The organism is Bacillus sp. 220_BSPC (assembly GCF_001054655.1).
GTDB classification, from domain to species: domain Bacteria; phylum Bacillota; class Bacilli; order Bacillales; family DSM-1321; genus Peribacillus; species Peribacillus frigoritolerans.
Genome location: NZ_JVPL01000078.1, coordinates 20,358 through 38,110, shown reverse-complemented (window position 1 = coordinate 38,110; position 17,753 = coordinate 20,358). Strand labels below are relative to the sequence as shown.

At 41.6% G+C, this 17,753-nt stretch carries 18 protein-coding genes; 16 read left to right on the top strand and 2 right to left on the bottom strand.

Annotated elements, in window-relative coordinates; genetic code table 11:
• The first annotated feature begins 10 nt into the window (after positions 1-10).
• The 7 genes from ADA55_RS04525 (at position 11) to ADA55_RS04495 (ending at position 5,295) form a co-directional block, all read left to right on the top strand.
• Positions 11-967: a sugar kinase gene (locus ADA55_RS04525; RefSeq protein WP_048679719.1), complete on the top strand. Its 957-nt coding sequence runs from the start codon at positions 11-13 to the stop codon at positions 965-967.
• A gap of 14 nt (positions 968-981) precedes the next feature.
• Complete coding sequence (locus ADA55_RS04520; RefSeq protein WP_048679717.1) at positions 982-1,614, top strand: bifunctional 4-hydroxy-2-oxoglutarate aldolase/2-dehydro-3-deoxy-phosphogluconate aldolase; 633 nt, start codon at positions 982-984, stop codon at positions 1,612-1,614.
• Between the two features lie 161 nt (positions 1,615-1,775).
• The gene (gene larE / locus ADA55_RS04515) at positions 1,776-2,591 is read left to right on the top strand and encodes an ATP-dependent sacrificial sulfur transferase LarE (RefSeq protein ID WP_048679715.1); all 816 of its coding nucleotides are present in this window, start codon (positions 1,776-1,778) and stop codon (positions 2,589-2,591) included.
• Complete coding sequence (gene larB, locus ADA55_RS04510; RefSeq protein ID WP_048679713.1) at positions 2,588-3,358, top strand: nickel pincer cofactor biosynthesis protein LarB; 771 nt, start codon at positions 2,588-2,590, stop codon at positions 3,356-3,358. The genes larE and larB overlap by 4 nt, the downstream gene beginning before the upstream one ends.
• Entirely contained in the window at positions 3,339-4,187 is an 849-nt protein-coding gene (locus ADA55_RS30935; protein WP_048679710.1) for a LarC family nickel insertion protein, read from the top strand. The genes larB and ADA55_RS30935 overlap by 20 nt, the downstream gene beginning before the upstream one ends.
• The gene (gene larC / locus ADA55_RS30930) at positions 4,184-4,660 is read left to right on the top strand and encodes a nickel insertion protein (protein ID WP_048679706.1); all 477 of its coding nucleotides are present in this window, start codon (positions 4,184-4,186) and stop codon (positions 4,658-4,660) included. Before ADA55_RS30935 ends, larC begins: the two co-directional genes overlap by 4 nt.
• Positions 4,657-5,295, top strand: a complete 639-nt coding sequence (locus ADA55_RS04495) for an urease accessory protein UreH (RefSeq protein ID WP_105718812.1) — start codon at positions 4,657-4,659, stop codon at positions 5,293-5,295. Before larC ends, ADA55_RS04495 begins: the two co-directional genes overlap by 4 nt.
• A 345-nt stretch (positions 5,296-5,640) precedes the next feature.
• On the opposite strand, the gene ADA55_RS04490 is transcribed toward ADA55_RS04495, so the two are convergent.
• Positions 5,641-6,576, bottom strand: coding sequence for a DMT family transporter (locus ADA55_RS04490; RefSeq protein ID WP_048679696.1), 936 nt, complete (start codon positions 6,574-6,576; stop codon positions 5,641-5,643).
• Positions 6,577-6,921: 345 nt separating this feature from the next.
• On the opposite strand from ADA55_RS04490, the gene ADA55_RS04485 reads away from it, so the two are divergent.
• The 8 genes from ADA55_RS04485 to ADA55_RS04450 all read left to right on the top strand — a co-directional run bounded on the left by ADA55_RS04485 (position 6,922) and on the right by ADA55_RS04450 (position 15,064).
• Positions 6,922-7,878, top strand: a complete 957-nt coding sequence (locus ADA55_RS04485; protein WP_048679691.1) for a sugar kinase — start codon at positions 6,922-6,924, stop codon at positions 7,876-7,878.
• Between the two features lie 26 nt (positions 7,879-7,904).
• Complete coding sequence (gene allD / locus ADA55_RS04480) at positions 7,905-8,915, top strand: ureidoglycolate dehydrogenase (RefSeq protein ID WP_048679687.1); 1,011 nt, start codon at positions 7,905-7,907, stop codon at positions 8,913-8,915.
• 9 nt (positions 8,916-8,924) lie between these two features.
• A complete protein-coding gene (locus tag ADA55_RS04475; protein ID WP_048679683.1) occupies positions 8,925-9,944 on the top strand; it encodes a zinc-binding alcohol dehydrogenase family protein in 1,020 nt (339 codons plus the stop codon).
• A 14-nt stretch (positions 9,945-9,958) separates the two neighbouring features.
• Positions 9,959-10,579, top strand: a complete 621-nt coding sequence (locus tag ADA55_RS04470) for a bifunctional 2-keto-4-hydroxyglutarate aldolase/2-keto-3-deoxy-6-phosphogluconate aldolase (protein ID WP_048679678.1) — start codon at positions 9,959-9,961, stop codon at positions 10,577-10,579.
• A 12-nt stretch (positions 10,580-10,591) separates the two neighbouring features.
• Positions 10,592-11,668, top strand: a complete 1,077-nt coding sequence (gene uxuA / locus ADA55_RS04465) for a mannonate dehydratase (protein ID WP_048679674.1) — start codon at positions 10,592-10,594, stop codon at positions 11,666-11,668.
• A complete protein-coding gene (locus tag ADA55_RS04460; RefSeq protein ID WP_048679670.1) occupies positions 11,665-12,501 on the top strand; it encodes an SDR family oxidoreductase in 837 nt (278 codons plus the stop codon). Before uxuA ends, ADA55_RS04460 begins: the two co-directional genes overlap by 4 nt.
• A 161-nt stretch (positions 12,502-12,662) precedes the next feature.
• Positions 12,663-13,664: a LacI family DNA-binding transcriptional regulator gene (locus ADA55_RS04455; protein ID WP_048679665.1), complete on the top strand. Its 1,002-nt coding sequence runs from the start codon at positions 12,663-12,665 to the stop codon at positions 13,662-13,664.
• 158 nt (positions 13,665-13,822) lie between these two features.
• Positions 13,823-15,064 carry an MFS transporter gene (locus ADA55_RS04450; protein WP_048679661.1) on the top strand — a complete coding sequence of 414 codons (1,242 nt, stop codon included), beginning with the start codon at positions 13,823-13,825 and terminating at the stop codon, positions 15,062-15,064.
• 89 nt (positions 15,065-15,153) lie between these two features.
• On the opposite strand, the gene ADA55_RS04445 is transcribed toward ADA55_RS04450, so the two are convergent.
• On the bottom strand, positions 15,154-16,023 hold the full coding sequence (locus ADA55_RS04445) for an AraC family transcriptional regulator (RefSeq protein WP_048679659.1): 870 nt from the start codon (positions 16,021-16,023) through the stop codon (positions 15,154-15,156).
• A 198-nt stretch (positions 16,024-16,221) separates the two neighbouring features.
• Here ADA55_RS04445 and ADA55_RS04440 point away from each other — a divergent pair, with 198 nt between their 5' ends.
• On the top strand, positions 16,222-17,727 hold the full coding sequence (locus tag ADA55_RS04440) for a UxaA family hydrolase (RefSeq protein WP_048679657.1): 1,506 nt from the start codon (positions 16,222-16,224) through the stop codon (positions 17,725-17,727).
• Positions 17,728-17,753 lie beyond the last annotated feature (26 nt).

Genomic DNA, 17,753 nt, shown 5'->3' with positions numbered 1-17,753 from the left:
AGATGATGACATGGATGTTGTAACCATCGGAGAAACAATGACAGTGTTTACCCCGAATGAAGAAGGACCGCTTCGCCACGCCAGATCTTTTTCGATGAAGTTTGCCGGTGCGGAATCCAATGTCGCGATTGGGTTAAGCCGACTCGGTCATAGCTCACGCTGGATTAGCCGTCTCGGTGAGGATGAATTTGGCGATGCCATGCAATCGTTCATTCGCGGAGAAGGCGTTGATGTCTCTTATGTAACAAGAGACCCTGAAGCGCCTACCGGAGTCTTTTTTAAAGAATTGAGACGGCTGAATGATACTCGAGTTTATTATTACCGGAAAGATTCGGCAGCTAGTAAAATGACGGCGGAATTACTAACGGATCTTGCCATCCAAGACGCCGCTTATCTCCATATTACGGGGATTACACCCGCACTAGGAAATTCTTGTCAGTCGCTCTTGGATAAAGCGGTCCGCATTGCTAAAGAAAACGGAAAAAAAATCGTCTTCGATCCGAATATTCGCTTGAAAATATGGGGCGATGAAACTGAAGCACGTCACATCATAACAAAGTACGCCTCGAAAAGTGATATCGTCATGCCTGGGGTGGCCGAAGCCGAATTTTTATTCGGTTCCCATACCCCGGAAGAATTTGTCGATCATTTTCATGAACTTGGTGTCGAAACAGTTTTACTTAAATTGGGCAAAGAAGGCTGTTTAATTTCAGCCCCGTCTGTACGGAAAACATACGTTCCGGGATTCTTTGTGGACCGGGTCGTTGATCCCATCGGTGCTGGGGATGCTTTTGCATCCGGTGTACTTTCCGGCATGCTGGATGGACTGCCGCTAGCTGAAGCTGCAAGGCGTGGAAATGCTATGGGAGCAATGGCAACGATGGTAAATGGCGATGTTGAGGGTTTGCCAATCCGTGCCGACCTCAATTTGTTCATGAATGGCGGCACAGAGGATGTAACGAGGTAGAAAGGTGGGAAAAAATGACTAAACTAGAAGAACTTAAACATGGGAAGCTGGTCGCCGTCATTCGCGATGCACGCCCCGATCAAATTATACCAATCGCCCGGGCCCTGAAAGAGGGCGGCATCCGAACGCTAGAGATAACAGTGGAAACTCCCAAAGTGTGCCATTTAATCGAAAGACTGAAAGAGGAGTTCGGTGATGATATCATAGCGGGTGCCGGTACAGTATTGGATCCTGAAACGGCCCGTGCGGTCATCATGGCAGGGGCTGAATTTATCTTTTCTCCAACCGTCAATGTCCAAACGATTAAACTGGCGAAGCGCTATGGCGTTATTAGCATCCCTGGTGCACTCACACCAACCGAAATATTGACTGCTTACGAGCATGGAGCTGACATTATCAAAGTTTTCCCGGCAGATGCATTGGGTGTTAGCTACTTTAAAAATCTTAAAGGACCGCTTCCTCATATTCCCCTTATGCCAACTGGCGGTGTCAACCTTGACAACCTCGCGCCATTTTTTAAGGCAGGGGCCATCGCGGCGGGAGTAGGCGGTTCATTGATCAATCCTGCGAAATTGATTACAGGTGAAGATTACACCAGGCTGACAGAAACGGCAAAAAAATTCTCGGCTATCGTACAAAAAAGCTAAAGCCGTCCATCGCTTATATGAATATCATTTCAATAAGCGCTGGGAATGAAAGTACGACTGCTTTGTTTCCTCCTTTTCAATTTTTTTGTAGTCCATCAAGGGTGTGATAATGCTGGTGGGCAGTGGATAAATTCAGATAAACCAGAAAGGGGAAAAGTGATATGTTACTAGAAAAGTACAGAAATCTGCAGGATATTCTTCAAAAAATGGAGTCGGTTGTGGTCGCTTTTTCAGGAGGGGTGGACAGCACGTTTTTGCTAAAAGTCGCTATTGATACTCTGGGTTATGATAATGTGTTAGCCGTTACAGCGGATTCGGAAACCTATCCATCGAGTGAGTTGAAAGAAGCCATTATGCTATCAAAATGGATTGGTGCCAACCATCGTGTCATTCAAACTTCGGAGTTGGCCATTCCTGGATATAAAGAAAACAATCAGAATCGCTGTTACTTTTGTAAAAGTAGTTTATTTGACCACCTGCTTCCTATTCTTGAAGAATATGAATTTAATAATATTATTTATGGAGTTATCGCTGATGATGCTAACGAATTTCGTCCAGGCATGAAAGCAGCTAAAGAAAAAGGAATCAGGGGACCTCTTCTAGAAGCCGATTTATTCAAAGAAGAAATAAGAGTATTGTCCAAGCAAGCCGGATTGCCAACCTGGGATAAACCGTCATTTGCTTGCCTATCCTCAAGAATAGCATATGGTGATATCATTACGAAGGAAAAATTGACCAAAGTTGATAAATCAGAGGCTTACATAAAATCACTGGATATTCATCAGGTAAGAGTCAGGACCCATGAAGATACTGCCCGAATTGAAGTTGAACCCGATGATATGCCACGAGTGCTTCAATACCATGTGGCGATCACGAAACGGCTGAAGCAATTTGGTTATAAGTATGTATCAATGGATCTCACGGGCTATACAAGCGGAAGTATGAATATGGCGCTTAAAAAGGAAGAAATGTCATGATTGACGATATTTTGGAGCAGGTTCAAAAGGGTTCATTGACAGTTGCGGAAGCGAAGGGAAAACTTGCATCCTATGAAAATTTAGGGTTTGTGAAAATCGATCATCATCGTAAAAGGAGACAAGGCTTTCCAGAAATTGTGTTTGGGGAAGGGAAAACTGCTGAACAAATTTTAACGATTGTCCAATCGCTGCGGACAAGGAATGATTCTGTGCTTGTGACTCGTATTTCTCGTGAAAAAGCGGTATTTGTACAAAAAGAATGTAGTGATTTTGAATATAACGAGATTGCACGGACACTTGCTTGGGTTAGAGAAAAGCCGAAATCCGTTGATTCATATATTGCAATTGTATGCGCCGGGACATCAGATTTGTCTGTTGCTGAAGAAGCAGCCGTAACGGCCGAAACTCTAGGTATTCCTGTCAGGCGTATATACGATGTTGGCGTTGCTGGGCTTCATCGCCTCCTTGATAATATAGACGAAATAAGGGGTGCTACCGTATCAGTTTGTGTCGCGGGAATGGAAGGGGCACTTCCAAGTGTGTTAGGAGGCCTTGTCACGAATCCAATTATTGCTGTGCCGACAAGTATTGGTTACGGTGCTAATTTTAACGGTTTATCTGCCCTTTTATCAATGCTCAATTCATGTGCATCGGGTGTAAGTGTGGTGAACATCGATAATGGATTTGGTGCAGCCTACAATGCAGCCATTATATACAAACTCGTACATAAAAAGGAGGTCAATTGTGATGAGGACTTTATATTTTGACTGCTTTTCCGGCATAAGCGGAGATATGGTTATTGGTGCGTTGATTGATGCAGGTGCAGACCCTGTACAAATGGAAGAAGAGTTAAAAAAGCTGAACATAGATGAAGAATATAATCTGTCATGGGGGAAGGTCGTCAAAAATGGCATTACGAGTACTAAATTTCATGTCATTCTTACCAGTAAATCAGAGCAAACACCTGAACATAGCCACAGCCATGCACAAGAACACAGTCATGGACACAGCCACAGCCATGAACACGAACACAGTCATGGACATGAACACAACCATAGCCATGTACCTCACAGCCATCACAGCAGCCGTACCTACAAACAAATTGTAGAAGCTATCAATGAGGCGAACTTTAATGAATCGGTAGCAAACATGTCACTCGCCATTTTTAAAAAGATTGGTGAAGCGGAAGGGCATATACACGGGCTTCCTCTTGATAAAGTTCACTTTCACGAGGTGGGGGCGGTAGACTCAATAATAGATATAATCGGGGCTGCAATTTTAATCGATCAGCTAGGTATTGAATCAGTTCAGTCATCAGCCATTCCAACGGGATCTGGACATGTACATATTGATCACGGAATATATCCTGTTCCTGCACCTGCCACTCTTGAAATATTAAAGGGGGTACCGATTGCCTCAAACGATATTCGTTCTGAATTAGCAACGCCGACCGGTGCTGCCATCGCTGCGGTTTTGGCTGAAACATTTGGCTCGCTTCCAGCCATGAATGTCGAATCGATTGGCTATGGTGCGGGCACAAAAACTTTTGAAAATCATCCGAACGTCCTTCGCGTTATCATAGGGGAGACTCAATGAACCGCCCGCCTGATCATGAGCATCTTGATGAACAAATGGTAAAAATGGAAGTGAATCTAGATGATATTTCCGGTGAATGGCTGGGGCATGTAATGGATTTGTTGTTCGAATCAGGAGCAAATGATGTATTTTATACGCCAATCTATATGAAAAAAAATCGACCGGGGATATTATTGCAACTTCTCTGTTCACAGCAGGAGATTTCGAAAATGAAGAAGATATTATTTGCTGAAACGACGACTCTCGGCATTCGCTACTACCCTCTTACCGTGCACCGGCTTGAGCGCTCTTTTTTCAATGTGAATACTCAATGGGGGGAAGTGACGATAAAGAGAGGGATTCATGAGGGATTGACCTTGCAGCAGGCACCTGAATATGAAGATTGCCGTAAAATTGCCGTACAGAACAACATACCTCTTAAAAGGGTGTATGAAGAAGTATGGAAGTGTCTCGGGGAGGTCAAAGAGAAATGAGTTTGGTGTCGATTCTTACATTTGGATTCATATTAGGGATAAAGCATTCGTTAGAGCCGGATCATGTTATTGCGGTAGCAACCACGGCAGGAAATACGAAAAAATTATCGCGTTCCACTCTAACGGGGGTGTATTGGGGTATAGGTCATACATGTACGCTATTTCTTATAGGTATGATGTTCATTTGGATGAAAGGGGAGATTCCAGAGTCGTTAAGCATGACGCTGGAATTCGGCGTAGGTATTATGCTTGTTATGCTAGGGGCGAGAAGTTTATTTAAAGCGCGCCCTGATATTACGAACGACAAGGATAGATTTCGCCCTTTTTTGGTGTCTGCTTTAATTGGGTTCGTCCATGGTCTCGCGGGCAGTGCCGCAATGGTCATTCTAACGATGTCGACCGTAACCGGAATAGGCCAAGGGTCCATCTATATAATAATATTTGGCGCGGGAACTATTATTGGCATGCTGTGCTTTACAACTTTACTAGGCATACCGTTTGCTTTGAATGGAAAGGACATCGTTTTAAACCGAATCTTCATCAAGCTGGCGGGAGCTATAAGTTTTTCATTCGGACTTTATTATATATACAAATTGGGTGTAACAGAAGGTTTGTTTGCGCTCTGGGCTAATTGATTTACTTTATAAGCATGACTGTAATCTCAGGCTGTCTGTAACCCATGGACAGCCTCTTTCATTTTTATTAATTCATCTAAGAAGACATTATGTCTTCTAGGAGGTTTCTCAGAAAGAAAAGGGCCACAACTGACAAAAAGGCTTGGCTTAATGGGAACACTTCAATGGACATGTCCAAGCTAATTTCTGGGTATATTGTAACGGAAATGAATCTCCAATTATTATTCTGCAAAAATTTGTAGTTGGAAGAAGGGATGGACAAAAAAAATAAGACCCCATGACACTGCCATTTTTATAAGAATGGAAGTGTCGTAGGATCTGTTAATATGTTACAAGTCAAGAAATCTAGGTTCTGCTCCGGCTGTTAGCAGATAAACGTTTATTTTTCCTTTGGAGAATCCATATTTCAATTGCACCAGAGCCAAGCAATACTCCTGAAACAATGAAGATAAGTCCGATGAAATGTGCAGGCACAAGGGCTTCATTAAGGAAAAATGCTGCTCCTAACAAAGAGAATAAGGTGTTTAAGTTAAGAAATATGGATGATTCGGCTGCGCCTACCTTACCAATGGCATAATTATAGCTCATGTGCCCGAGGGCGGTGGCAAAAATAGCGGAGAAAAAGAAAGCTCCCCAGATGGATGGCGGTGCGGTTGCCAGGGAAGATAAGCCCTCTGGTTCCTTCCATAAGCTGATGGCAAAAAGAATAAAAGACCCGATCAGCATCATGTAGCCGGTTAGTAATCGTGGATCCATTGTTTTTGAGGCTTTATTAATGAGGATGAAACTCAATGCCTGTGAAAGAATGGAAAGCAAAATATCCACATCCCCAAGATTAATAGAATGAATTCCTCCGCTTCCTGCCATAACGGTAAAACTCACACCCAGGGAACCGCATATAAAGCCAAGCAGCTTGATTAAAGTGGGTTTTTTTCGAAAGAAAATCATGGTCAAAATGACAGTCAATATTGGCCCCATGCCCAAAATCAATCCAGCATTCGAGGCGGAAGTCTTCGTCAATCCCTCAGCTAAAAAATAATGATGAAAAACTACACTTAAAAGTGCTCCTCCAAAAACGTAAAAAAGTTCACTTTTTTTAGGAAGGCGTATTAGTCCAAAGAAGAAAAGGATAATAATGACGATAAGAGAAGCAGTGAAAATTCTCATAGAAGTTATCGTTACGGGCTGCGTATGCGCAACTAAAATTTTAATAACTGAGACATTTAACCCCCATGTAATCATTATTCCGGTAAGTAAGATGTATATTTTCAAAAAACTCATTCCAAACAACCTTTCAAACTTATTTAACAATTGATATATTATACAACTTTCTCCAAATTAATAGCAAAGAGTAAATTTGAATGAAAAAAATCTGAAACTGTCAATCACTGTTTTATCGTAAAATCAGCTGAAATATCATATGAAATAGTATCGAATAAAAATAAAATTATAAATTATCAAACTTTTCTATTGTTTTTGATAGGGTTTTCATTTACAATTTCCTTATGATTTACCAAACCGGTTTAGTAAATAACTAAATCGATTTAGCTAATAAGCATAATGAAAGTGATATGATCAAATGTTTTTGTTTCCATTTGTGAATGTTCGTAAGAAGGAGGTACTGTATTGTCATCAAAATATGGTGTTTTAACGCTGGGCGACGCCATGATTACGCTAAATCCGGAAGAGACAGGACCTTTAAGATTCGTTAACCGTTTTGAGCGAAAAGTAGGAGGCGCTGAACTGAATTTTGCGATTGGCTGTGCAAGGCTAGGCTTGCGGTCAAAATGGATAAGCCGTTTAGGCAAGGATGAGTTCGGTAAAGTTATTTATAATTTTGCTCGTGGGGAAGGCGTGGACATGAGTGATGTGGCCTATGTAAATGGATATCCAACATCTCTTAACTTTAAAGAAATTCGGGAAGATGGTTCCGGAAAGACATTTTATTACCGCTATCAATCTCCCATTTTAACATTAAACCCTGGAGATATAACAGAGAAGATGTTTGAAGGGATTGATATAGTCCACCTTACTGGAGTATTTTTGGCTATAGATCCGAAAAATGTCAACATTGCCAAGAGGGTAATGGAAATTGCAAAACAAAAAAATATACCAGTTTCTTTTGATCCGAATATCCGCTTAAAGCTATGGACCATCGAGGAAGCAAGATCAGTTTACTATGATATTTTTCCATATGTTGATATTTTGCTTACAGGTTTAGAAGAAATAAGATTGATCATCGGTACTGACTCAAAAGAGTCTTTGGCGGAATTCGCAAAGGTGAATGCTATTGATCAGCTTGTCATTAAGGACGGGAAACATGGTTCAAAACTATATACCAAAAGTGAATGGCATGAAAAAGAAGCTTTCCCTGTAATACCTGTAGATACAGTTGGTGCGGGAGATGGTTATGATGCCGGTTATATTTACGGATACCTTAATGGTTTATCAATTGATGAAAGATTGGCATTCGCAAATGGTGTAGGGGCTCTTGTCACCACTGTTGCAGGGGACAATGAAGGATTACCATATTTGGATGAAGTAATGCCTTTCATACAGAATGAGGCCGTTATAGAAAGATAGATGACTGAAAGAAACGAGGGAATGAAATGGCAACAGTAACGATACAAGCCGAGGAAGCAAAACGATTAGTTATACAGCAGCTGACCAAAGTGGGTTTGAATGAAGAAACTGCCGGAAAAATTGCGGAAGTATTGGTTCATGCTGATCTCAGAAATGTAAATTCCCATGGTGTTTTGCGAACAGAGCATTATGTGAACCGTTTACAGGCAGGGGGTATAAATCCCGAAGCCCAGATTTCCTTCCAAAAGACAGGGCCCGTTACCGGTGTAGTTGATGGAGATGATGGATTTGGGCATGTGATTAGTGACGTGGCCATGGACCATGCAATCGATATGGCGAGAGAAAATGGCGTGGGCATGGTGACTGTTTTTAATAGCAGCCATTGCGGAGCGCTAAGCTATTTCGTTCAAAAAGCCGCTGATGCAAAGTTGATTGGCATCGCGATGTCACATACCGATAAAATTGTGGTCCCGTTCGGGGGAAAAACATCATTTCTTGGTACCAACCCAATCGCTTACGGAGTTCCTGCCAAAACGAAGAAACCCTATATTCTTGATATGGCAACATCCAATGTTGCATGGGGGAAAATTCTCCAGGCACGCGAAGAAGGAAAGGAAATCCCTGAAGGATGGGGTGTCGATGAAAATGGAGCTGCGGTCACGGATCCGAATAAAGTCGTTTCCCTTTCCACTTTCGGAGGCCCGAAAGGCTATGGTCTATCAGTAATTGTAGATGTGTTTTCTGGATTATTGGCCGGTGCGGCATTTGGCCCGCACATTGGGAAAATGTATGACGATCTTGATAAGAAACGAAAGCTGGGGCATTATTTTTGTGTAATTAATCCTTCATTCTTTACAGATACTGATATATTTTTAGAGCAAATGGATCAAATGATTGAAGAGCTGCAACAGGTTGAACCTGCTCCAGGGTTCGATCGCGTATATGTACCGGGTGAGATTGAACAAATCAATGAAGAAAAAAACCTGAAACAAGGTATTACGATAGCATCAAGTGTTTATGAATTTCTTACAAAGTAGGTGGGAGAAATGAAAGCGGTTCAAGTACGGAAAGCTCATGAACTTATCATACAAGAAGTGGAAAAACCACGGATTTCGAACTCGACGGATGTCCTTGTAAAAGTAAAAAGAGTCGGGATTTGTGGATCGGATATGCATATTTACCATGGTACGAATCCTCTTGCTACGCTGCCGCGAGTCGTCGGGCATGAAGTAGCGGGAGAAGTTGTGGAGATTGGACAAGGCGTCGTGGGCATAAAAGTTGGGGACCATGTTGTTATTGAGCCCATCAGTTACTGCGGGAAGTGTTACGCCTGCCGCAAAGGCCGCCAAAATGTTTGTGAAAAACTGTCCGTTTTTGGCGTACATGAAGATGGTGGTATGAGAGAATGGTTCGTCCTTCCCGAGAAACAATTACATGTTGTGGATTCAGCGTTAGCTTGGGAAGAAATAGTATTGGCTGAGCCATATACAATCGGCGCACAGGCCGTTTGGAGAGGCGAAGTGGAGGAAGGGGAAACAGTGCTTATCCAGGGAGCTGGGCCTATTGGGATTTGCATATTAAAGATGGCAAAGCTTCAAGGAGCATCAGTGATGATCACGGATTTAAGTGAGGAGCGTTTGGAATTCGCTAAAGAAAGCGGCGCCGATATCACCGTCCATGCGGGAAAAGAAGATGTTCAAAAACGAGTGGAAGAATGGACGAATGGAGAAGGTGCCAACGTCGTCATAGATGCAGTATGCTTGCCGATGACATTTAAATTGTCCATTGATGTCGTATCAACGGCGGGCCGGATTGTCGTACTCGGTTTTGATGAACGGCCTGCATCGGTTTCCCAACTGCCAATCACCAAAAAGGAAGTATCGGTTAAAGGATCTAGGTTGCAAACCAATCAGTTCCCAAAAGTAGTTAAACTTTTAAATGAAGGAAAACTCAGACAAGAAGGTTTAATAACCCATACCTTTTCGCTGGATGATATCCAGGAAGCATTTAATTTTGTGGAAAATCATCCCGAACAAGTTCGAAAAGCGATCATCGTTTTTAATTAAAGGGGGGCAGGAGTATGGACAAACATTCAATCATTCATCGAATAAAGGAAACGAAAGTTGTAGCTGTTATCCGGGGACAGGATGCAAAGGAAGCGGCACAACTGTCTAAAGCAGCTGTGGAAGGCGGTGTTCGGGCAATAGAATTGACTTATACAACACCGGGAATTGAAGAGGCTTTCAAAGAACTGCAGAATACGGATGCACTCTTAGGAGCAGGATCGGTACTTGATTCTGAAACGGCTCGACATGCGATTTTAGCTGGTGCCAATTTTATCGTCAGTCCCTATTTTGTCAATGGAGTGGCCGAACTTTGTAATCGATACGGCATTCCCTATATGCCTGGTTGCATGACAATCAAAGAAATGGCTAAGGCAATGGAAGCAGGTTGTGATGTTTTGAAGTTATTTCCGGCAAACCATTTTGAACCTTCTTTCATCAAGTCGGTTAATGGTCCACTGCCTAATGTAAGAATCATGCCAACCGGCGGAATTAATTTGGATAACATGAAGGACTGGCTGAATGCAGGTGCGGTAGCAATCGGAATCGGCAGTGACTTGAACAAAGCCTATCAAAATGGCGGCTATGAAGCAGCAGTGGAATTAAGCGGAAAATATATGCAAAAGATTGCGGAATGACGGAGGTGCATGATGAACATTACATTTAGATGGTATGGGAAAGACAATGATACCGTTACATTGGAGCACATTAAACAGATTCCTGGTGTGAAAGGGATCGTATGGGCACTACACCAAAAACCTGTTGGTGAGGTATGGGAAAAGGAAGAAATTAAAGAAGAAATCGAATATATCCAATCATTTGGTTTTCACACGGATGTTGTAGAAAGTGTAAATGTCCATGAATCGATTAAAATGGGTAACGAAGACCGCATGATATATATTGAGAAATACAAAGAGACGATCCGAAATCTCTCGGAAGCTGGAGTGAAAGTCATTTGTTATAACTTCATGCCGATTTTTGATTGGACTCGTACGGAAATGTTCCATCCTTTGGAAGATGGCTCAACTGCCCTATTTTATGAAAAGGCGAAAGTGGATACGTTAGAACCGCAAGATTTGATTCGTACGGTGACGGAAGCTTCCGATTTAACTTTACCAGGTTGGGAACCAGAAAAGATGGATCGGATTTCTGAATTATTCGAAGCTTACAAAACTGTCGACGAAGAGCAACTATGGGCCAATCTTGAAATATTCCTTAAAGAAATATTACCTGTTGCCGAGGCTTGCGGCATTAAAATGGCTATTCATCCGGATGATCCGCCATGGTCCATTTTTGGCTTGCCAAGAATCATCACCGGAGAATCGAGCTATGAAAAACTGATTTCGATTTCGGACTCACCGTCGAATGCATTTACCATGTGTACTGGATCGATGGGGGCAAACCCTGAAAATGATATGGTCCAAGTGGCTAAAAAGTATGCAAATCGTTCGCCTTTCTCCCATATTCGAAATGTGAAGATTTATGAAAATGGTGACTTTGTGGAAACATCCCATCATACCCAGGATGGATCCATCAATATACAGGGCGTCGTGGAAGAATTGAATAAGCAGAATTATACTGGTTATGTCAGACCGGATCATGGCCGCCATATTTGGGGTGAAGATTGTCGCCCAGGTTACGGTTTATATGACCGAGCATTGGGCATCATGTATTTGCTCGGATTATGGGATGCATATGAAGCTGGTAAATCAGGTGGGAAATCATGATTCCCATCCATGAAAACTTATCGAACAGGGTGGCAGTGATCACTGGGGGCAGCGGTGTTTTATGTTCGAAAATGGCTGTGGAATTGGCCCGTCATGGTGTCAGGATAGCTATATTGAACAGAACGGCCGAAAAAGGGCAAGAAGTGGTCGAACTCATTGAACAAATAGGGGGCACTGCGATATCCATAGCAGCAGACGTATTGGATAGAGCCTCATTGGAGAATGCAAGAGGAAAAATAATAGAATCGTTCGGAAGAGTGGATCTATTAATAAATGGAGCGGGAGGCAATCATCCTGATGCCATTACAGCACCAGAGAAATATGGGGAAGAAGCGGAAGGGAAATCCTTTTTTGATTTAGATGAAAATGGTTTCTCCCAGGTTTTTGCCAGTAATTTCACTGGTACATTTTTGGCCAGTCAGGTTTTTGGGAAAGAGTTATTGCAAGTGGAAGCACCAATTATCGTAAATGTATCATCCATGAGTGCCTACGCTCCGATGACTAAAGTGCCTGCATACAGTGCGGCCAAAGCTTCGATAAATAATTTTACGATGTGGATGGCTGTACATTTTGCCGAAGCAGGTTTACGGGTGAATGCCATTGCTCCAGGATTCTTTTTGACGAAGCAAAATCGGGATCTTCTGCTTAATGAAGATGGCAGTCTGACAGCAAGGTCTAATAAAATCATTACTTCAACACCCATGAAGCGTTTTGGGCAGCCTGAAGACTTACTTGGAACGTTGCTTTGGCTCGTTGATGAATCCTACTCGGGCTTTGTCACAGGAATTACGGTACCGGTCGATGGTGGTTTCATGGCATACTCCGGTGTCTGAATTCAGCTCCTATAAAAAGGCAAACAAGTTAACGTGATTAAATTAGTTCCATGGTATGGGGAAATTGACTTTTTTACTGCATCGGAAGGTGATTGTAAAGCTTTACTTATTATAATAGAATATTCCTTATATATTGAAATCACACGACAGGGATGAATGAAATGAAAACCATTACAATTACTGATGTCGCCAATCACGCGAAAGTATCAAAAAGCACAGTTTCCCAATACCTGAACAAACGCTATGAATATATGAGTGAAAAAACCAGGAAAAAAATTGAAGAAACAATCGAAGAGTTAAACTATCAGCCTAATATAATAGCGCGCAGTTTAAAACAAAAGTCCACTTTTACCGTTGGGGTGGTGGTGGCCAATATCCTTCATACGTTTTCAACGCAAGTTATTAGAGCGATAGAAAACTACTTTTATGAACAAGGGTTCCATATTATCGTATGCAATGCGGATGACAATCCTGAAAAGGAAAAGAATTATATTGAAATGCTAAGAGCTAAACAAGTGGATGGGATCATCATTTTCCCCACAGGGGACAATCTTGATTTATATCAACGTATGAAGAGTGATCAATTCCCGATTGTATTCATGGATAGGACAATCCAAGAATTGAATATTGCTACAGTCATGCTCGATAATCACCTTGCTTCCAAGTTAGCGATCGATCGGTTTATTGAAAAGGGTTTTGAAAACATTGCAATCATAACCACTTCAATAATACGCGATATCAGCCCTCGAATCGAACGGATCCAAGGGTATAAGGATTCACTCGCGTCACATGGGATACCAGTCAATTCTGATTATATAAAAACCGTGAATGCAGATGAAATTCCGCTTGCACTTTCAGAATTTTTCGAATTGGAAAAGCCGCCTCAAGCCATATTGGCAGGAAATGATATCGTACTTAATGAAGTATTGCGTTATATGAAACTGCATGAAATCCATATACCTGATGACATAGCGGTCATAGGCATCGATGATGTACCGTATGCCAGTTTCTATACACCGACCATCACAACGGTTAATCAGCCAGCCATTGAAATGGCAAACTTGGCAGCGGAGTTACTGCTTAGTCAAATCAATAAATCAGGAAAAGAGGATACAAGTGTCCATCGCTTGAAACCGACTTTGCTTTCAAGGAATTCTTGCTAGATTCGGTATAAGAATTCCTGTGAAAAAGAAAGCGCTTTTTTTACGGGGATTCTAAACCGATTTAGTTTTTGAGTCATATAGGTTTTACTCTTGGTTATTAAATGGAAACGTTTCCAAAAATGCTGCTGCATTTACAGAAATGTATAGGGGGGTTCTTTATGTTTTCAAATGGTAGAGGAATGGTTATCGTTTTCTTGTTCTTGGCAGGGGTAATAAATTATCTGGACCGATCTGCACTGTCCATTGCAGCTCCGTTCATCCAAGATGATTTATCTTTAACAGCCACGCAGATGGGAATTATTTTTAGTAGCTTTTCCGTTGGTTATGCCGTATTTAACTTCCTTGGAGGCATGGCGTCCGATAAATGGGGAGCAAAGCTTACGCTTTTCGTGGCGATGATCGTTTGGTCTTTATTCAGTGGTGCGCTTGTACTTGCTGTCGGTTTTGCCAGTATGATCGTCATCCGCATCCTGTTTGGGATGGGCGAAGGCCCTCTTTCGGCAACCATCAATAAAATGGTGAATAACTGGTTCCCGTCAAATCAACGGGCCTCTGTCGTTGGTTTGACGAATAGCGGGACTCCGCTTGGTGGCGCAATCGCAGGTCCTATAGTTGGATTCATAGCCATCTCATATGGATGGAGAGTTTCTTTCATTGCCATAATGATAATTGGTCTTATATGGGCGATTTGCTGGTGGAAGTTCGTTAAAGAAAAACCAGAAGAGTCAAAAGAACAGAAACATACAGGAAAATCTTATGTAGCGGCAACATCTGAAGGAAAGGTGAAATTCACCTTCTATTTAAAACAAAAAACGGTTTTATTTACAGCTCTAGCCTTTTTCTCCTACAACTATATTCTCTTCTTTTTCTTAACTTGGTTCCCAAGCTATTTGGTGGATGCACGCGGCCTAAGTGTGGAAAATATGAGTATCATTACAGTGATTCCTTGGATTTTTGGATTCATCGGACTTGCTTTGGGTGGATTCGTGTCGGATTTCTTCTTTAAAAAATTCGCACAAAAAGGTGTTTTATTCTCACGTAAACTCGTGCTAGTAACATGCTTGTTCTTATCGGCAGTATGTATCGGTTTTGCTGGACTTGTGTCCACAACGGTCAGTGCAGTAACGCTTGTCGCACTTTCCGTCTTCTTCCTATATTTGACTGGTGCCATTTACTGGGCAATCGTCAACGATGTCGTAGACCCTGGTAATGTTGGATCTGTTGGAGGTTTTATGCATTTCTTGGCAAATACAGCAGGAATCATCGGACCGACGTTAACAGGATACATTGTCGATACCTCAGGCACATACACAGTTGCATTCTTGCTTGCTGGTGGATTGGCCATCGTTGCATCGCTTGCAGTCATCCGTTTTGTACGACCGATAGTAAAGCCTGTGTAAGAGATTGTTAGAATGGAAGTGTCCCCCAAAGAAATATCAAGGGGGGACACTTCCATTTTTAATGAATTATAATTGTTTATTAGGCATGCCTAGCGGATCCTATTTTCTTTTCGAAATGTAGCTGGTGTCTTTTCATTGTACTTCTTAAAGGTACGATAAAATTGTGGCATGCTTTCAAAACCACACATTTCGGCAATATGGGCAATGGTGTAATTCGTTTCCAGTAAAAGTTCCTTTCCCTTGATGATTCTTTTCGTGTTTAGATACACGACTAACCCAATTCCAGTCGTTTCCTTAAAAACCCTGCTAAAATGAGCGGGACTGACCAATGCTTTTTGTGCAAGTATCGTCAGCGTCAATGGTTCATCCATATGTTCATTAATATAGATTAAAATATCTTTCATCCATTCTGAACTATAGCTCTTGCCCTCGGATAATTCTTGTTTGCCATTTATCCGGATACGGTATAAATCAAGTATGATCTGATGAACGATCAGCAAACAAGCATGCCTCGAGCCCATCGATCGGCTATTCGTTTCTTGCAGGATGAGTTCTAGCTGTTCTTCCATCTTTACTTGTTTCTTTTGCGGCAATGATATTTTATAATTCTTACTCTTTTTTGTCAGATCAAACAAATGTAAATATGAAAAAGAATCATCAACCACATCTTTATATATTAATGTGGGACTGAAAAAGATAATGGTGGAGGTAACAGGGTCGTCCTTATTCGGTAATGCCCTATGAATGGTATTATTCGGGATCAGGAATACATCCCCTTGCTGCATATCATAAAATACATCACCGATAAAAAAGGTCCCTTTACCGTTATAAACATAAACAATTTCATAATGGTCATGCATATGATCGGACAATTCATTCTGGGGACTTTTCGTATCTTGATAGACAAAAGAAAATGGGAAGAGTAAATCATGATTTAATGCATTATGGATTTTTTTCATTTGTTCATCTCCTGAAAGTATAATACAACAAAAATGAGTATATTTATAGCAAAATACGCAATTAATATTTCAAAAATTGATGTTAAAATTAATAGAAGATTTGAAAATTAAAAAAATTCAAGGGAAAAATGAAAGGGCTTTCGGAATGGATTGACGTTACCTTTAGAACTTCTTCACTCATGATAAGGAGGGAACAAAATGAATAAATTTGTTCAATTGCATTCAAACGATGATGTTGTTATTTCCTTGGAGGGGATTCAGAAAGGACAGAGCCTCAAGATTCAAACAAAAGATAGGGGAATGATCCATATCAGGGCACGTGATGACATTCCTAAAGGGCATAAAATGTTAGTGAATCCGGTTAAGCGAGGGGAGGACGTAATCAAATTTGGCTATTCGATTGGAAAAGCTAAAGAAGATCTCTCCATTGGAGATTGGATTCACACACACAATCTGACATCCGGTTTGCATGGCATATTAGATTATTCCTATCAACCTAGCAGACAAAATACAAAAGGACCCAGTCAAAATCATACCTTCCAAGGATATATCCGTGAAAATGGGGAAGTGGGTATCCGGAATGAAATCTGGATCATCAACACAGTTGGTTGCATCAATAAAACATGTGAACTTCTCGCTAAAATGGGAAATGAGCAGTTTAAAGATCGACAAATTGATGGGGTTCATCACTTTTCCCACCCCTACGGTTGTTCTCAATTGGGAGACGATTTGACCCATACACAGAAACTATTGGCAGCCTTGGTTCAACATCCAAATGCAGCAGGGGTTTTAGTAGTTGGATTAGGATGTGAGAACAATCAAATCGAAGCATTCAAAGAAGTCATAGGCGAATTTCCTCCAAGTCGGGTTAAATTTTTAAAAGCCCAGGAGGTTCAAGATGAATTGGAGAGCGGCTTACGCTTAATGGGTGAACTAGTGGAATATGCGGAAGGGTTCATACGCCAGACCGTACCTGTTTCAAAGTTGAAAATAGGCTTGAAGTGCGGGGGTTCAGATGGTTTTTCAGGCATTACCGCTAATCCATTGGTTGGTGCTGTTTCCGACTTATTAGTGGAAAATGGCGGGACCACGATATTGACAGAGGTTCCTGAGATGTTTGGAGCGGAAACGATATTGATGAACAGGGCAAGGGATGAAGAAACCTTTAAGAAAATCGTTGGCCTTATTAATGATTTCAAACAGTACTTCATTCGCCATGATCAAGAAATTTATGAAAACCCTTCACCTGGAAACAAGGAAGGCGGCATAAGTACACTGGAGGAAAAATCACTTGGATGTACGCAAAAAGGGGGCCATGCCACTGTAGTGGATGTAAGTCCATATGGAGAACGAGTGGTGAAGCATGGTTTGAATTTGATCAATTCCCCTGGAAATGATCTGATTTCGGTGACGGCTTTGGCAGCAGCCGGCGCACATATCGTTCTATTCACTACGGGAAGAGGAACACCATTCGGCGGACCGGTGCCAACTGTAAAAATAGCTACGAATTCAGAATTAGCCAATCGTAAAAAGCATTGGATTGATTATAATGCCGGACGGTTGATTGAAGGTCAAAAGATCGATGAATTAAATGACGAGTTATTCCATTACATTCTTGAGCTTTCATCCGGTAAAAAGAAAACGAATAATGAAAAATTCGGATATAGGGAGATAAGCATCTTTAAAGAAGGTGTCATTCTCTAATAGTACACGGTTTATATTAAGCTATA

Excerpts from the sequence above, each read along its gene's own strand:
- ADA55_RS04450 (WP_048679661.1), top strand. The coding sequence starts at position 13,823 with ATGTTTTCAAATGGTAGAGGAATGGTTATCGTTTTCTTGTTCTTGGCA.
- ADA55_RS30935 (WP_048679710.1), top strand. The coding sequence starts at position 3,339 with ATGAGGACTTTATATTTTGACTGCTTTTCCGGCATAAGCGGAGATATG.
- ADA55_RS04440 (WP_048679657.1), top strand. The coding sequence starts at position 16,222 with ATGAATAAATTTGTTCAATTGCATTCAAACGATGATGTTGTTATTTCC.
- ADA55_RS04490 (WP_048679696.1), bottom strand. The coding sequence starts at position 6,576 with ATGAGTTTTTTGAAAATATACATCTTACTTACCGGAATAATGATTACA.
- ADA55_RS04495 (WP_105718812.1), top strand. The coding sequence starts at position 4,657 with ATGAGTTTGGTGTCGATTCTTACATTTGGATTCATATTAGGGATAAAG.
- ADA55_RS04525 (WP_048679719.1), top strand. The coding sequence starts at position 11 with ATGGATGTTGTAACCATCGGAGAAACAATGACAGTGTTTACCCCGAAT.
- uxuA (WP_048679674.1), top strand. The coding sequence starts at position 10,592 with ATGAACATTACATTTAGATGGTATGGGAAAGACAATGATACCGTTACA.
- ADA55_RS04455 (WP_048679665.1), top strand. The coding sequence starts at position 12,663 with ATGAAAACCATTACAATTACTGATGTCGCCAATCACGCGAAAGTATCA.
- allD (WP_048679687.1), top strand. The coding sequence starts at position 7,905 with ATGGCAACAGTAACGATACAAGCCGAGGAAGCAAAACGATTAGTTATA.
- ADA55_RS04460 (WP_048679670.1), top strand. The coding sequence starts at position 11,665 with ATGATTCCCATCCATGAAAACTTATCGAACAGGGTGGCAGTGATCACT.
- larC (WP_048679706.1), top strand. The coding sequence starts at position 4,184 with ATGAACCGCCCGCCTGATCATGAGCATCTTGATGAACAAATGGTAAAA.
- ADA55_RS04445 (WP_048679659.1), bottom strand. The coding sequence starts at position 16,023 with ATGAAAAAAATCCATAATGCATTAAATCATGATTTACTCTTCCCATTT.
- ADA55_RS04520 (WP_048679717.1), top strand. The coding sequence starts at position 982 with ATGACTAAACTAGAAGAACTTAAACATGGGAAGCTGGTCGCCGTCATT.
- larE (WP_048679715.1), top strand. The coding sequence starts at position 1,776 with ATGTTACTAGAAAAGTACAGAAATCTGCAGGATATTCTTCAAAAAATG.
- ADA55_RS04470 (WP_048679678.1), top strand. The coding sequence starts at position 9,959 with ATGGACAAACATTCAATCATTCATCGAATAAAGGAAACGAAAGTTGTA.
- larB (WP_048679713.1), top strand. The coding sequence starts at position 2,588 with ATGATTGACGATATTTTGGAGCAGGTTCAAAAGGGTTCATTGACAGTT.
- ADA55_RS04475 (WP_048679683.1), top strand. The coding sequence starts at position 8,925 with ATGAAAGCGGTTCAAGTACGGAAAGCTCATGAACTTATCATACAAGAA.